Below are 14,036 nucleotides of genomic sequence, written 5' to 3'. Positions count from 1 at the left end.
GAATGGAAACGGTTCATGTGCCCCTTGGCGAGCGGGCCTACGACATCCGGATTGCATCCGGTCTGCTGGATCGTGCCGGGTACTGGATCGGGCCGCATCTGGAGCGTCCGAAGGTGGCCATCGTCACGGATGAAACCGTTGCCTCGTTGCACATGGATCAGCTTCGGACGTCGCTGGAGGCTCAGGGGATCGACTGCGCCGTGCTGGCGCTGCCTGCGGGCGAGGCGACGAAGTCCTGGCCGTATCTCACGCAGACCGTCGAGTGGTTGTTGGGGCAACGCGTCGAACGCAAGGACATGGTGATCGCTTTCGGGGGAGGCGTGATCGGTGACCTCGTTGGGTTTGCGGCCGCGATCCTGCGGCGTGGTGTTCGCTTCGTGCAGATCCCGACAACGCTACTGGCGCAGGTCGACAGTTCGGTCGGCGGCAAGACCGGGATCAACTCTCCCGTCGGGAAGAACCTCATCGGTGCGTTCCATCAGCCCAGCCTGGTCCTCGCCGATGTCGATGTGCTCCGGACACTCACGGCGCGCGATTTCCTTGCCGGCTATGGCGAAGTGGTCAAATACGGGCTGCTCGGCGATCTGGGGTTCTTCGAGTGGTTGGAGCAGAATGGAGACGCGATTGCGTCGGGCGACGTGGGGGCGCGCATCGCGGCCGTGAAATGGTCCTGCCAGATGAAGGCCGATATCGTTGTTCGGGATGAAACGGAGCAGGGCGATCGGGCGCTGCTGAACCTTGGTCACACCTTCGGGCATGCGCTCGAGGCCGCGACAGGGTATTCGGACCGTCTGCTGCATGGCGAGGGGGTCGCGATCGGTTGTGCCCTCGCGGTCGAACTGTCGGCGCGGCTGGGGCTTGCCACGCAGGAGGATCCGTCGCGCGTGCGGGCGCATTTGCGCGGCATGGGGATGCGCGTCGATATCTGCGATATTCCGGGCGAGTTGCCCGGCGCCGAGGCGTTGCTGGATCTGATGGGGCAGGACAAGAAGGTGGTCGCCGGAGAGTTGCGGTTCATCCTGACCCGCGGGATTGGCAATGCTTTCGTCACCGGGGATGTACCGCGCGCCGCTGTTCTGCAATTGCTGCGTGACGAGTTGGGGCAGGGCAGGTAACCCCGACGCCACATTCGTCACGATCGTGTCGTGGTCGCGTCAGAAGATGAAGTCATAGGCATCGAGCTCGGCTTTGGGGACACCCTCGATCAGCAGCGTGCCCGCCCCGCCAAGATGCTCGTAGTGCAACACCGTGCCGCCCGATCCGTTGTCCTTGAGCGACGGGGAGACGTAGCTGGAGTATTTCGAGGACGTCAATCCGAAGCCAACCAGGGAGATCATGTCGACGCCGGTCGAGAAATCGGTGATCCGGTCGTTGCCCGCGCCGATGGAAAACACGAACACGTCCGCTCCGGCGCCGCCCTCGAGCGTATCCTTGCCCCTGCCGCCAATCAGCACGTCATCGCCATCCCCGCCGTTCAGATCGTCGTCCCCGTTTTGCCCGCGCAGGGTGTCGTTTCCGTCACCGCCCAGAAGCGTATCGTTGCCTGAGCCCGCGCGGATCGTGTCGTCATCGGCGCCGCCATCCATTTCGTCGTCGCCGGAGTTCCCTTTGAGGATATCGTTGCCGCCGCCACCGTAGAACGTGTCATCGCCGGACCCGCCCCGGATGGTGTCGCCGCCGCCACCGCCGTAGAACAGGTCGTCTCCCGATCCGCCCCAGAGCATGTCTGCCCCGTCGCCCCCATCGAGCGCATCGTCGTCGGAACGTCCCTTGATCGTGTCGGCGCCGTCTCCGCCGTTCAGCGTGTCGCTGCCCCGATTGCCGATGATCCAATCGTCTCCTGCGCCTCCGTTCAACTCGTCGGCGCTTGCGCCGCCTTTGAGGGTGTCGTTTCCGTGATCGCCGTAGACAACCCCGAAAGTTCCCCTTCCCCGGCCATCAAAGGTGTCGTTTCCGGACCCCATGTCGATTGTTCCGGCGACAACACCGGCGTGCATCGTGAAGGAATCCACACCGGCGTTCAGCCTCACATTGCCTTCGATATGTCCCGAGTTCCGGACAACATCCCAGCCGCTGCCTGTCGCGATGGCAATACTGGCTGCCGAGATCGTACCGGAATTGAAGACCTTTACAGTATCTTCGGCCGTCGTCGCGGAAATGGCCTCCTGCCTGAGGCCAATCAAGGTGCCCGAATTCACGAGAAACCCGTTGGAGGCCTTGAACCGAAGCCCCGTCTGGCCAACGATCTCTCCGGTGTTGGAGATCGACGCCTCGTCGATATCTGACAGGAGTATGCCGTTGTAGCGGAATGCCCGAAGGGCGCCCGAGTTCTGGATGGAGATTGCTTCACCATTGCTGAACGACGCGCCGTTGGCACTGAACAGTGACCCGGCATTGCTGAAGAATGTGTTCGAGCCGTAGAGGGCCACCGCGGCGCCCCAGGCCGAGTTGACGGTAGAGATGCTCCCGGAGGCGCCAATGCCGACGTAGCTCCCGCCGACGCCGGTCGTTGTGCCATTCAACATGAGAGCGGAGCCGTTGAAGGCGACCAGGGTACCGTCCACGACAACTCTCTGGGCGTTCGCGGAGCTGCCTGCGGATCTCACGGCGGGGCCGCCATCGGTGTTGATGATGTCGATGTCCGCTGGAACATAGAGGCTGTCACCCGTGCCGAGGGAAACCTGGGTGCTGCCATCGTCTACGACGACATTCTGTGCCATGTGCAACTCCTGCATCGGCCATCGGGATCACGTGCCGCCATTCTGGCAGCCACGATGTGTCCATAGAGATCAATCGTTAATCGGCGGTTTCCGATGATCGCGGCCCTTGCCAGAGACAATTTATTCCAATATTCGTGAAATATGGAATCTGTTGTTCTCGACCAGTTCACGACGCTTGGACATGCCGGCCGCCTTGCGGTGTTCCGGCTGCTCGCGCGCCGGTTTCCGGACGCGGTGCCCGCCGGAGAGATCGCGCGCGTCCTGGAGCTCAAGCCGAACACGGCTTCGGTCTATCTTTCCGCACTGACCAGGGCCGGACTCATCAGCCAGACACGGCAGGGGACGTCACTGCTCTACCGGGTGGAGTGGGCATCGGTGAACGAAATGATCGACTTCCTCTCTCGGGACTGCTGCCGGGGGCGGCCTGATCTCTGCACCCCACGGGCGAACGTCGACTCGGCGAAGATTGGCGTCATGCCCGACAGGAAGTTCAACGCCCTCTTCATTTGCGTCGGCAATTCCGCACGATCGATCTTTGCGGAGACGCTTCTGCGCGCCGAGGCTGGCGACCGGTTCAACGTCTTTTCCGCCGGGACGCGGCCGCAATCGGAGCTGAACCCTTTTGCGCTGGAACTGCTCGCGGGCAAGGAGCACGACATCTCCGGCCTGCGCGCAAAGAACCTAGGCGAGTTCCAGCAGGATGACGCCCCGGTGATGGACTTCATCTTTACCGTCTGTGACCTTGCGGCGAACGAGGATTGCCCGGCCTGGCGCGGCCAGCCGATCAGCGCACATTGGGGGGTGCCGGATCCCGTGAGGGCCGATGGGACCGACGCCGAGAAACGGCTCGCCTTCCAACAGGCCTATGGGCAGTTGCGCAATCGCATCCGGGCGTTCTCCGCACTGCCTGTCGAAACGCTTGACCGTGCCTCGCTTCAGCGGCGCGTCGATGCAATTGCCCAGATCGAGGATGAAGAATGACTGTCTATGCCCTGAACGGGTTAGGGCGCATGGGCAAGCTTGCCCTGCGACCGCTGCTTGAGGCCGGAGCCGAAATCGCCTGGCTGAATGACGCCGTGGGAAGCCCGGAAATGCACGCGCATCTGTTGGAGTTCGACACGGTGCACGGCCGGTGGCCCGCCGACTTCTCGCATGGCGAGAGCACGATCTCCATCGACGGCACCCGCCTGCCGATCCATCGGGAAACGCGGATCGAGGACCTTCCGCTGGATGGCGTCGATGTGGTGATCGACTGCACGGGCGTGTTCAAGACGGAGGCGGCGATCGCCCCCTATTTCGCGGCTGGCGTAAAGAAGGTCGTTGTCTCCGCGCCGGTGAAGGACGGCAATGCCGTCAATATCGTCCATGGGGTGAACAACGCCATATATGCTCCTGACGAACATGACATAATCACCGCCGCAAGCTGTACGACCAATTGCCTCGCGCCGGTGGTGAAAGTCCTTCACGAAGGGCTCGGGATCAAACACGGCTCGATGACAACGATCCATGACGTCACCAACACGCAGACCATCGTGGACCGCCCCGCGAAGGATCTGCGCCGCGCACGGTCCGCGCTCAATTCGCTGATCCCGACCACCACCGGGTCGGCCACGGCAATCACGATCATCTACCCGGAACTGAAGGGCAAGCTGAACGGCCATGCGGTGCGCGTGCCGCTTCTCAACGCCTCGCTGACCGATTGCGTCTTCGAAGTCGCGCGAGAAACCTCGACGGAGGAGGTCAACGCGCTCTTCAAGGCCGCGTCCGAGGGCGCGCTCAAAGGCATTCTCGGCTATGAAGAGCGCCCGCTTGTCTCCGCCGACTACGTGAACGACCCGCGGTCCTCCATCGTCGATGCCCCGTCCACGATGGTGGTGAACGGGACGCAGGTGAAGGTCTACGCCTGGTATGACAACGAGTTCGGCTATGCCAACCGGCTGGTTGACGTGGCGCTGATGGTGGGCCGGTCGCTATGAGCCAGAATGGTGGCCTGAAGGCCTATGTCGCGGTGACCGCCGCCTATTGGGCCTTCATGCTTACCGACGGGGCGCTCAGGATGCTGGTGCTGCTGCACTTCCACACCCTTGGCTTCTCGCCGGTGCAACTGGCCTATCTCTTCATCCTCTACGAGATTGCCGGTGTCGTGACCAACCTGTCCGCTGGCTGGATCGCCGCGCGGTTCGGGCTGACCTCGACGCTCTACGCGGGCCTCGGGCTTCAGGTGCTGGCGCTGCTCGCGCTGTCGCAGCTTGATCCAGCGTGGTCGATCGCCGCGTCGGTGATCTTCGTGATGACCGTGCAAGGCCTGTCCGGCGTGGCGAAGGATCTGGCAAAGATGTCCTCCAAGTCGGCGGTGAAACTGCTCGCCCCGACGGAGGGCGACGGGCTCTTCCGCTGGGTTGCCGTTCTGACCGGCTCCAAGAACGCGGTGAAGGGGCTAGGCTTCCTCGTGGGCGCCGGGCTGCTGGCGTTGGTCGGGTTCGGGCCGTCCGTGCTCGGCATGGCGGCGATCCTGCTGGCGATCCTCGTCGCCGTGGTCATCTGGATGCCCGCCGGTCTGCCCAAGGGGCGCAAGGATGCCAAATTCTCCGAAGTTGTCTCGAAATCCCGCAATATCAACTGGCTGAGCTTCGCCCGCGTCTTCCTGTTTGGCGCCCGAGACGTCTGGTTTGTCGTTGGTATCCCGGTCTATTTCTACGCGGTGCTTTCGGACGGCTCCGAGGCGGGCAACCGTGTGGCTTTCTTCACGATCGGCGCTTTCATGGCGGTCTGGACGATCCTGTACGGCTACATTCAGGCCTCCGCCCCTAAACTACTGCGGGCTGCGGTGCGTCCGGAGGCCGAACTGGTGGCGGAGGCGAAACGCTGGGCCACGATGCTCGCTGTCGTGCCGGTGGTGCTCGCGGGGCTTGTCTGGGGTGCGGGCGAACCCGCCACCTGGCTCACCGTGACGCTTGTTGCCGGCCTCATGGCCTTCGGCGCGATCTTTGCCGTGAATTCTTCGCTGCATTCCTACCTGATCCTTGCTTTCACCCATGACGATCGCGTCACCATGGATGTGGGCTTCTACTACATGGCCAATGCCGCCGGGCGCCTGCTTGGCACGCTGCTCTCCGGCCTCAGCTACCAGATCGGCGGCCTGCCGCTCTGCCTTGCCACCGCTGCCGCCCTCGTCCTGCTCAGCCGCTACGGGGCAGGGCAGCTCACACCACACACGAAAACAGAGGCCCACGCATGAGCCTGTTCGAACGCTACCTTTCCATCTGGATCGCTGCCGCAATCCTGGCCGGGATTGTCATCGGCAACATTGCCCCCGCGCTGGTGGATGCCGTCGCCGCTGCGGAACTCGCTTCCGTCAACCTCGTCGTCGCGGTGCTGATCTGGGCCATGGTCTACCCGATGATGGTCGGTGTCGATCCAAGCTCGCTGAGAGACGTCGCGCGGCAACCCAAAGGGCTGATCATCACCCTCACCGTCAACTGGCTGATCAAACCCTTCACCATGGCATTCCTTGGTGTGCTCTTCTTCGAGCATGTTTTCGCTGCCTGGATTGCGCCAGAGGACGCCCAGCAATACATCGCCGGCCTGATCCTGCTCGGCGCGGCCCCCTGCACGGCGATGGTTTTCGTCTGGTCCCACCTGACGAAGGGCGACGAGGCCTATACGCTTGTGCAGGTCACGGTGAACGACCTGATCATGGTCGTGGCCTTCGTGCCCATCGTGGCCTTCCTGCTCGGGGTCACCGACATCACCGTCCCGTGGGAGACGCTGATCCTCTCGGTCGTCCTGTTCATCGCCCTGCCACTCGCCGCGGGCCTCTGGACCCGCCGCATGCTGGGCTCCGAAGCGGCCATCGAAGCCTTCAAGCACAAGGTGAAACCGTACTCGGTGATCGGCCTGATCGTCACGGTGGTCATCCTCTTCGGCCTTCAGGGCGAAACCATCGTCGCCAATCCCACTGTCATCCTGTTGATCGCCATCCCGATCCTGATCCAGTCCTACGCGATCTTCGCACTGGCCTATGGCGCGGCCTTCGCCTGGGGCGTCCCGCACCGCATCGCCGCCCCCTGCGCCATGATAGGCACCTCGAACTTTTTCGAACTGGCCGTCGCCGTCGCGATCTCGCTTTTCGGCCTCGGCTCCGGCGCGGCGCTGGCCACGGTCGTGGGCGTGCTGGTCGAAGTGCCGGTGATGCTCTCGCTGGTCGCCTTCGCCAACCGAACCCGAGCACGTTTCCCCACCTGACCGAGGCAATACCGCTTTCCATTCGCCGCCCGCATGTCCATCTTTCCCGCGGTTCACATTCGGAGAGACGAAATGAAGGCAGCACTGATCGGGCCGGGCACAATTGCCGAAACCCATGCAGCGGCCATCGCCGCATCGCGCAGCGGCGTCGAACTGCACGGAGTCCTCGCCCGTCAGCGTCATAAGGCGGCGGCCTTCGCCGAAACATGGGCCGAACCGTTGGGTGACACCCCGCGCACCTACACGGATATACAGGAGATAGCCGTAGACACGGCAGTCGACTTCGCCATCATCTGCACCCCGCCGGATGTGCGCATGGCGCTCGTCTCACCGCTGGCCGCCGCCGGCATCCCGATCCTGCTCGAAAAACCGATCGAACGGACGACAGAGGCCGCGCGCGACGTTGTCGAAACCTGCGAAAGGGCAGGGGTGCCGCTCGGCATCGTCTTCCACCACCGCGCCCGCACCACATCAATCAAGGCGGCCGAACTGATGCAGGGCGGCGCCCTTGGTTCATTGGCGGCTGTCGAGGCCCGCATCCCGCTGTGGCGCCCGCAATCCTACTACGACGAACCGGGCCGTGGCGATCTCGCCCGCGACGGTGGTGGTGTGCTCCTCACCCAGGCCATCCACCCGATGGAACTCATGCTGCACCTCGCCGGACGCGTCTCCCGTGTCACCGCCATGGCCCGTACCACCGCCATCCACCAGATGGAGACCGAGGATTTCGTCTCCGCTGGCCTCGACTTCGAAAACGGCGCCACGGGCTCCCTTTTCGCCACCACCGCCGCCTTCCCCGGTGGCAGGGAAAGCCTCACCTTCCACTGCCAGAACGCGTCCCTCACCGTCGGAGCCCGGCAACTGGAGGTCCACTGGCGGGATGGCCGCCACGAGGTCCACGGCGAGGACGCCTCCCGCGCCACTCCGATCAATCTCTCCCACACCCTTCACCAGGCGATGATCGAGGATTTCGTCGATGCCCTGATATCCGGTCGCCCCCCGCACGTAACCGGCCGGCAGGCGCTCCACGTCCACGACCTCATCGCCGCGATCATGACCGCCTCTGCCACCGGCGCCCCGGTCGATATCCCGACCTGACAGGGTCCATCATCTTTCCGGAAATATCCCGGGGGAGTCCCGGCCTGCCGGGACGGGGGCTGGCCCCCATCCGCCTGCGCCAATCGCGCTCAGCCGGGCAAGGGCAGATCCAATATCTCCCGCGCCTGCTGCCAGGTCGCCACCGGGCGCTCGTATTTCTCGCAAAGCTCCACCGCGCGCGCCACCAGCGCCGCGTTTGAGGGTGCCAGCCGGTCCTTATCCAACCGCACATTGTCTTCCAGCCCGGTCCGCGTGTGCCCGCCTTCCGCGATGCACCACTCGTTGACCGTCAACTGGTGCCGCCCGATCCCGGCCGCGCACCAGTCGGCTTCCGGCGCCAGCCGCGCAATGGTCTTGCGGTAGTAGTCGAACACGTCGCGATCCACCGGCATCGCGTTTTTCACCCCCATGACGAATTGCACATAGAGCCGCCCCGGAATCCGCCCGTCACGGTTCATCGCGACAGCCTGGTGAATATGAGATAGATCAAAGGCTTCGATCTCGGGCTTCACGTGATAGGTTCGCATTTCCCCGGCCAGCCAGTCCACCAGATCCGGCGGGTTCTCGTAGACCCGGGTGGGGAAGTTGTTCGACCCGACCGACAACGATGCCATGTCCGGCGAGAGCGGCAGCATTCCGCCCCGCGCCGCCCCGGCACCTGACCGGCCACCGGTGGAAAACTGCACGATCATGCCGGGACAATGCTTTCGAATGCCCTCTCCGAGCCGGGCGAACTTCTCCGGATCGGAACTCGGGGTGCCGTCATCGTTTCGCACGTGGCAATGCGCGATCGCGGCGCCGGCCTCGAAGGATTCGTGAATGCTCTCCAGTTGCTCGGCAACGGTAATTGGCACGGCAGGGTTGTTTTCCTTCGTGGCAACCGACCCGGTAATGGCGACACAGATGATGCAGGGTTTTGACATGACAGGCTCCTTGCGCCGGTCTGCACCGGCGTTCTGGCGCAGCATGATCCGCCCGGGCGGAGGACGCAATGGGATCCGTGTCGCCCGAAACGAAAGGTCGCTCCCCCAGGTGGCCGCTGCCAGTGGCGTGTGGGCCGCTGGCCGCGCATGGCGGTCATGGTGCCGCCGCTTCCGATACCGCCTGATCCCGGCCCCATACACCCCGTGGCCTGTCGGATGAGCAATGCAGGGGGCGGGAACGCCCCCATCTTTGAATGGCAATCAATTGTGTCGGGGTCAGGATACGAGGGCTGCCGCGGCCTGGAGATGTGATAGGACGTTTCGATCGTACCGGAAGAATGTTCGGATCCGGGCGGACATTCCCGACACATGGCCATGAGATTGCAGCCGATGTCGCGGGACGCGGAAGATCAAACCCAGGCGTTATTGCAGCGGCGCGACCCGGTCGTCGGCTGCCATTGCTCCGGACGTCATTGGCGTGGAAGCATTGCGTTCGTCCAACCGCTCCAGGTTGACGATCGTGCTGAGCATGATGCGGTCGTGGCTCCAGCCTGTCGGGCTGCGCATGAGCACGGCTCCGAGAACGAGCAAAGTGCAGAACAGCAATCCGATGACCTTCCATGCCCGTTGCCCGTTGCTTGACGGCGGACGTCCGGTGAGCGCAACAATGCGTCTGCCAAGCTGGCTGTTGAGGGCCGTTCCGGGGCAGGTCTCCACGAAGCCCACGGCCGGGCCGACTGGTACGAAGACCGCCCTGTCGGATCGGGCGCGGCTGCAGGCCCGGATCAGGCTGCGGCAATAGCCGCCGAGCTCGAACGGACGCCGCAGGGCAATGGCCTGGTCGCAGGCCATCTCGCGCAGGTCCCGCAACTGGCGGCTGCAGATATGGAAGGCAGGGTTCCAGAAAAAGAACGGGCGCAACGCCTCGACGGCAAACTCGTGCAGCAGGTCGGACTGCCGCAGATGCTGGAACTCGTGCGCCAGTGTGAAATGCAGATCGCGTCCATGTGCCAACGCATCGGCGGGCAGCACCACGAACCGGCGGCGCAGGCCGCAAGTGGAGAAGGGCACGGTCGTCTCGTCGGAAATCAGAAGCTCCAGCCGCCCGAAACGACGCCACGCATGGGCGCGTCGGAGCACGCGGTACAGGCGCAGGGCCGAGAGGCCGAGCCGCGATGCCGACAGCACCAGACCGGCAACCAACAGCACCAACATGGCCTGCGCCCAGAATGTGCGTTGCAGAAGGAAGGTATCGGTCAGGTCCGTCCGCAGCCCGAGAAGGGACTCGAACCGTGTGGCACTCATTTCAAGATTGCCGTCCAGGTACTGGGCGACCAACAGGTCGGACAGGTTCATGTGTCCGGCCGACGGGCCGGAGACCAGCCGCGCGAGGAAGGGGGCCACGATGACGGCGATGAAGATCCACTCCATGGCGCGGGCCTGCCCGACAAGCGCCTGCCCAAGGCCGCTGCGCGCAAGGACACGCCGCGTGGGCACCCATGCCGCCACCAGGACGAGCAGCAGGATATTCGCGTCAATCCACGCATCCAGGATGCCTTCAGCCGCCATCCTCTAGCCTCTTGTTCACCAAGGTCCGGATTTCCTCCAGCGCTTCCTCCGACAGGGTATCATCATCCACCAATCTGGCAACAAGTGCCGACGGGGTGGAATCGAAGAGCTTGTTGGACAGGTGCTTGAGCGTCTGTTTCTGGTAGGCAGCCTTGGGAACCGCCGGACGGTATACGAGCGACCTTTCCACCTTGGTGGACGAAAGATAGCCCTTCTGATCGAGGATCTTCAGAATGGTCGCGACGGAGGTATAGGCGCGTTCGGAGTCGTGATTGAGTGCTGCGTGTATATCGCGCACCGTGCCGCCGCCGATCTCCCAGACCACGTTCATGAATTCCAGTTCGACCTCGGTCAACGTACCGCTGGCTTGACGTTTTCGCATGTGGGCTCCAAGTGTTGCGGCCCGCCGGAGGGTGAGCCGCCGCTGTTCCATTTCCGGTATATGCCTAAACCTTCCAGAAACAGAAGATGGCCCAGGCAAATGCCACGGCAAGCGGTCCCCAGAGTGGCATTCCGAACAAACCCAGGCCCGCCAGGAGGATGTAGATCGACCCCAGGATCGTCATGAAGAGGCGATCTCCGCGTGTGGTCACCAACCCGAGCGCGCCCCTGCGCTCGTCGCCGCCGGGATGGCGCAGTTCGAGTACGGTCAGCACTCCCATGGCGGAAAAGATCCCGATGAAGAACAGCGCCGTCGGCCAGGTCCATGCCATCCAGCTCATGTTTAAACCCTCCCCATCGCGAAGCCCTTCGCGATGTAGTTGCGAACGAAATAGATCACGATGGCGCCGGGGATGATCGTCAACGTCCCCGCCGCGGCCAGAAGGCCAAGCTCATAGCCCGCCGAGGAGGCCGTCTTGGTCATCGTGGCGGCAATCGGCTTGGCGGCCACCGCTGTCAGCGTCTTGGCCAGCAACAGTTCCACCCAGGAGAACATGAAGCAGAAGAATGCCGCTACGCCCACACCGGCCTTGATCGACGGGATGAAGATCGTGGTGAAGAAGCGCGGGAAGGAATAGCCGTCGACGAAGGCGGTTTCGTCCAGTTCCTTCGGCACGCCGGACATGAAACCTTCGAGGATCCAGACCGCCAGTGGAATGTTGAACAAGCAATGTGCAAGCGCCACGGCAAGGTGAGTGTCGAAAAGCTCGACCGCCGAATAGAGCTGGAAAAAGGGCAGGGCGAACACCGCCGCCGGTGCCATGCGGTTCGTCAGCAGCCAGAAGAAAAGGTGCTTGTCGCCAAGAAACCGGTAGCGCGAGAAGGCATAAGCCGCCGGCAGCGCCACCGTCACCGACAGCAGCGTGTTGATCGTGACGTAGATGATCGAGTTGATGTAGCCCCAGTACCATGTCGGGTCGGTGAAGATCGTTGTGTAGTTCTCCCAGGTGAACGTCTGCGGAAAGAGCGAGAAGCCCGACAGGATTTCGTTCGTCGTCTTGAAGCTCATTGCCACGAGCCAATAGATCGGCAACATCAGGAACAGGATGTAGACGACGGGAATGATGGATCTTTTCTGCATCGTGCCCTCCCTCAGTTCAGGTCATCTCTGGTCATCAGCGTGTAGAAGAGCCAGCTGACGCCAAGGGTGATTGCGAAGTAGATGAGCGACATGGCCGCCGCCGGTCCGAGGTCGAACTGCCCCAGCGCCATCTTCACCAGGTCGATGGACAGAAGCGTGGTGGAGTTGCCCGGGCCACCGCCCGTCAGCACGAAGGGTTCGGTGTAGATGTTGAAGCTGTCCATGAAGCGCAACAGGATGGCGATGGTCAGCACGTTTTTCATCTTTGGCAGCTGGATGAAACGGAACACCGCCCAGTTGGAGGCGCCGTCGATCTTGGCCGCCTGGTAGTAAGCATCCGGAATGGAGACCAGCCCGGCATAGGCCAGTAGCACCACCAGCGAGGTCCAGTGCCAGACATCCATGGTGACAATGGTGATCCAGGCCGCAAGCGGATCCTGTGTCATGTCGTAGTTGATGCCCAGCGTATGGTTCAGGAAATAGCCCAGCAGGCCGATATCGGGCAGGGTGAAGATGTTCCACATCGCGCCGACCACGTTCCACGGGATCAGCATCGGCAGCGCCATCAGCACGAGGCAGACCGGCACCCAGATGCCCTGACGCGGCATCGACAACGCGATGATGATGCCCAGCGGCACCTCGATCACGAGGATCAGGCCGGTAAACAGGAACTGGCGGCCAAGCGCGGCGTGGAACCGCTCCGAGCGCAGGATCTGCTCGTACCAGCCCAGCCCTTCCCAGAAGAACAGGTTGTCGCCGAAGGTCTCCTGCACCGAGTAGTTGACCACGGTCATCATCGGGATCAGGGCATTGAACGCCACCAGAAGTAGCACCGGCAGGACGAGAAACCACGCCCGTTGGTTTTCGGTTTTCATTGCGCCGCCTCCCCTGCGGTCGTCGCCAGCCAGCCGTCGCGGTAGAGCCGCGTGCGGTCGGGGCGGAAATTCAGATGCACGGTTTCGCCAGTCGCGGGCGCATTGTCCTTGACGATCGCCGCGACGCGATCTTCGCCGATCAGGGTTTCGACCACGATGTGTCGGCCGACGTCGGAGACCTTGCGGACAACCGCCTCGATGCCGCTGTCGGCAAGGCTCACGAACTCGGGGCGAATGCCGATCTCCGTCCGCGCGCCATCGCCGGGCACGATTTCGCCCTCGAGCGCAACCGGCTGGCCGCGAAACATGGCCGTGCCGCCCGTTGTTTCGCAGGGCAGGATGTTCATGCCCGGCGAGCCGATGAAATGGCCGACGAAAGTGTGCGCGGGCCGCTCGAACAGCTCCACCGGCGTGCCAATCTGCACGATCTCGCCTTCCTGCATCACCACGACCTGATCGGCGAATGTCAGCGCCTCTGTCTGGTCGTGGGTGACGTAGATCATCGTCGCGCGCACCCGTTGGTGCAGTTCCTTGAGTTTCGAGCGCAGCTTCCACTTCAAATGCGGATCGATCACGGTCAGCGGTTCGTCGAACATCACCACGTTGACGTCGTCACGGACCAGTCCGCGCCCCATCGAAACCTTCTGCTTGTTGTCGGGCGACAGCGCGGCGGCCTTGCGGTCGAGGATGTCCGTCACTTCCAGCATCTCGGCGATTTCGGTCACCCGGCGCGACACCGTTGCCTCGTCCACACCGCGGTTGCGCAGCGGGAAGGCGAGGTTGTCGCGCACGCTCATCGTGTCGTAGATCACCGGGAACTGGAAAACCTGCGCGATGTTGCGCTGGCTGGGAGGCAGTTCGGTCACATCCCTGTCGTCAAAGAGGATGCGCCCCTCGCTGGGAACCAGCAGGCCGGAGATGATGTTCAGCAACGTCGACTTTCCGCATCCCGACGGGCCGAGCAGGGCATAGGCGCCACCGTCGTTCCAGTCGAGGTCGATCATCTTGAGCGCGTAGTCATCGGGACCCTTGGGGTCCGGATAGTAGCTGTGGCGGAGGTTGGAGAGTGTGATCTTTGCCATGT

At 63.2% G+C, this 14,036-nt stretch carries 14 protein-coding genes; 6 read left to right on the top strand and 8 right to left on the bottom strand.

Annotated elements, in window-relative coordinates; all coding sequences use genetic code 11:
* Positions 1–2: 2 nt before the first annotated feature.
* The gene (gene aroB, locus CLV78_RS05250) at positions 3–1,115 is read left to right on the top strand and encodes a 3-dehydroquinate synthase (RefSeq protein ID WP_106203659.1); all 1,113 of its coding nucleotides are present in this window, start codon (positions 3–5) and stop codon (positions 1,113–1,115) included.
* Between the two features lie 39 nt (positions 1,116–1,154).
* Here aroB and CLV78_RS05245 read toward each other — a convergent pair whose 3' ends face one another.
* Entirely contained in the window at positions 1,155–2,720 is a 1,566-nt protein-coding gene (locus CLV78_RS05245; RefSeq protein WP_158263439.1) for a calcium-binding protein, read from the bottom strand.
* Positions 2,721–2,861: 141 nt separating this feature from the next.
* Here CLV78_RS05245 and CLV78_RS05240 point away from each other — a divergent pair, with 141 nt between their 5' ends.
* The 5 genes from CLV78_RS05240 (at position 2,862) to CLV78_RS05220 (ending at position 8,063) form a co-directional block, all read left to right on the top strand.
* Entirely contained in the window at positions 2,862–3,701 is an 840-nt protein-coding gene (locus CLV78_RS05240) for an arsenate reductase/protein-tyrosine-phosphatase family protein (RefSeq protein WP_106203657.1), read from the top strand.
* Entirely contained in the window at positions 3,698–4,696 is a 999-nt protein-coding gene (locus CLV78_RS05235; protein WP_106203656.1) for an ArsJ-associated glyceraldehyde-3-phosphate dehydrogenase, read from the top strand. Before CLV78_RS05240 ends, CLV78_RS05235 begins: the two co-directional genes overlap by 4 nt.
* Positions 4,693–5,958 (top strand): organoarsenical effux MFS transporter ArsJ, encoded by a 1,266-nt coding sequence (arsJ, locus tag CLV78_RS05230; protein WP_106203655.1) that lies wholly within the window; start codon positions 4,693–4,695, stop codon positions 5,956–5,958. The genes CLV78_RS05235 and arsJ overlap by 4 nt, the downstream gene beginning before the upstream one ends.
* Positions 5,955–6,965 (top strand): ACR3 family arsenite efflux transporter, encoded by a 1,011-nt coding sequence (gene arsB, locus CLV78_RS05225; protein WP_106203654.1) that lies wholly within the window; start codon positions 5,955–5,957, stop codon positions 6,963–6,965. Before arsJ ends, arsB begins: the two co-directional genes overlap by 4 nt.
* A 72-nt stretch (positions 6,966–7,037) precedes the next feature.
* The gene (locus CLV78_RS05220; protein ID WP_106203653.1) at positions 7,038–8,063 is read left to right on the top strand and encodes a Gfo/Idh/MocA family protein; all 1,026 of its coding nucleotides are present in this window, start codon (positions 7,038–7,040) and stop codon (positions 8,061–8,063) included.
* Positions 8,064–8,152: 89 nt separating this feature from the next.
* Here CLV78_RS05220 and CLV78_RS05215 read toward each other — a convergent pair whose 3' ends face one another.
* The 7 genes from CLV78_RS05215 to CLV78_RS05185 all read right to left on the bottom strand — a co-directional run bounded on the left by CLV78_RS05215 (position 8,153) and on the right by CLV78_RS05185 (position 14,034).
* Positions 8,153–8,986, bottom strand: coding sequence for a 3-oxoadipate:acetyl-CoA acetyltransferase (locus CLV78_RS05215; RefSeq protein ID WP_106203652.1), 834 nt, complete (start codon positions 8,984–8,986; stop codon positions 8,153–8,155).
* A gap of 423 nt (positions 8,987–9,409) precedes the next feature.
* A complete protein-coding gene (locus CLV78_RS05210) occupies positions 9,410–10,555 on the bottom strand; it encodes a M56 family metallopeptidase (RefSeq protein WP_106203651.1) in 1,146 nt (381 codons plus the stop codon).
* Entirely contained in the window at positions 10,545–10,937 is a 393-nt protein-coding gene (locus tag CLV78_RS05205; protein ID WP_106203782.1) for a BlaI/MecI/CopY family transcriptional regulator, read from the bottom strand. Before CLV78_RS05205 ends, CLV78_RS05210 begins: the two co-directional genes overlap by 11 nt.
* A gap of 64 nt (positions 10,938–11,001) precedes the next feature.
* Positions 11,002–11,277 carry a DUF2160 domain-containing protein gene (locus tag CLV78_RS05200; protein ID WP_211300941.1) on the bottom strand — a complete coding sequence of 92 codons (276 nt, stop codon included), beginning with the start codon at positions 11,275–11,277 and terminating at the stop codon, positions 11,002–11,004.
* A 2-nt stretch (positions 11,278–11,279) separates the two neighbouring features.
* Entirely contained in the window at positions 11,280–12,077 is a 798-nt protein-coding gene (locus CLV78_RS05195) for a carbohydrate ABC transporter permease (protein ID WP_106203650.1), read from the bottom strand.
* Between the two features lie 11 nt (positions 12,078–12,088).
* Positions 12,089–12,952 carry a carbohydrate ABC transporter permease gene (locus tag CLV78_RS05190; RefSeq protein ID WP_106203649.1) on the bottom strand — a complete coding sequence of 288 codons (864 nt, stop codon included), beginning with the start codon at positions 12,950–12,952 and terminating at the stop codon, positions 12,089–12,091.
* Positions 12,949–14,034: an ABC transporter ATP-binding protein gene (locus tag CLV78_RS05185; protein WP_106203648.1), complete on the bottom strand. Its 1,086-nt coding sequence runs from the start codon at positions 14,032–14,034 to the stop codon at positions 12,949–12,951. The genes CLV78_RS05190 and CLV78_RS05185 overlap by 4 nt, the downstream gene beginning before the upstream one ends.
* Positions 14,035–14,036 lie beyond the last annotated feature (2 nt).

The organism is Aliiruegeria haliotis (assembly GCF_003003255.1).
GTDB classification, from domain to species: Bacteria; Pseudomonadota; Alphaproteobacteria; order Rhodobacterales; family Rhodobacteraceae; genus Tropicimonas; species Tropicimonas haliotis.
The sequence above is the reverse complement of the archived record's forward strand: the minus strand, read 5'-3'. Positions and strand labels throughout refer to the sequence as shown.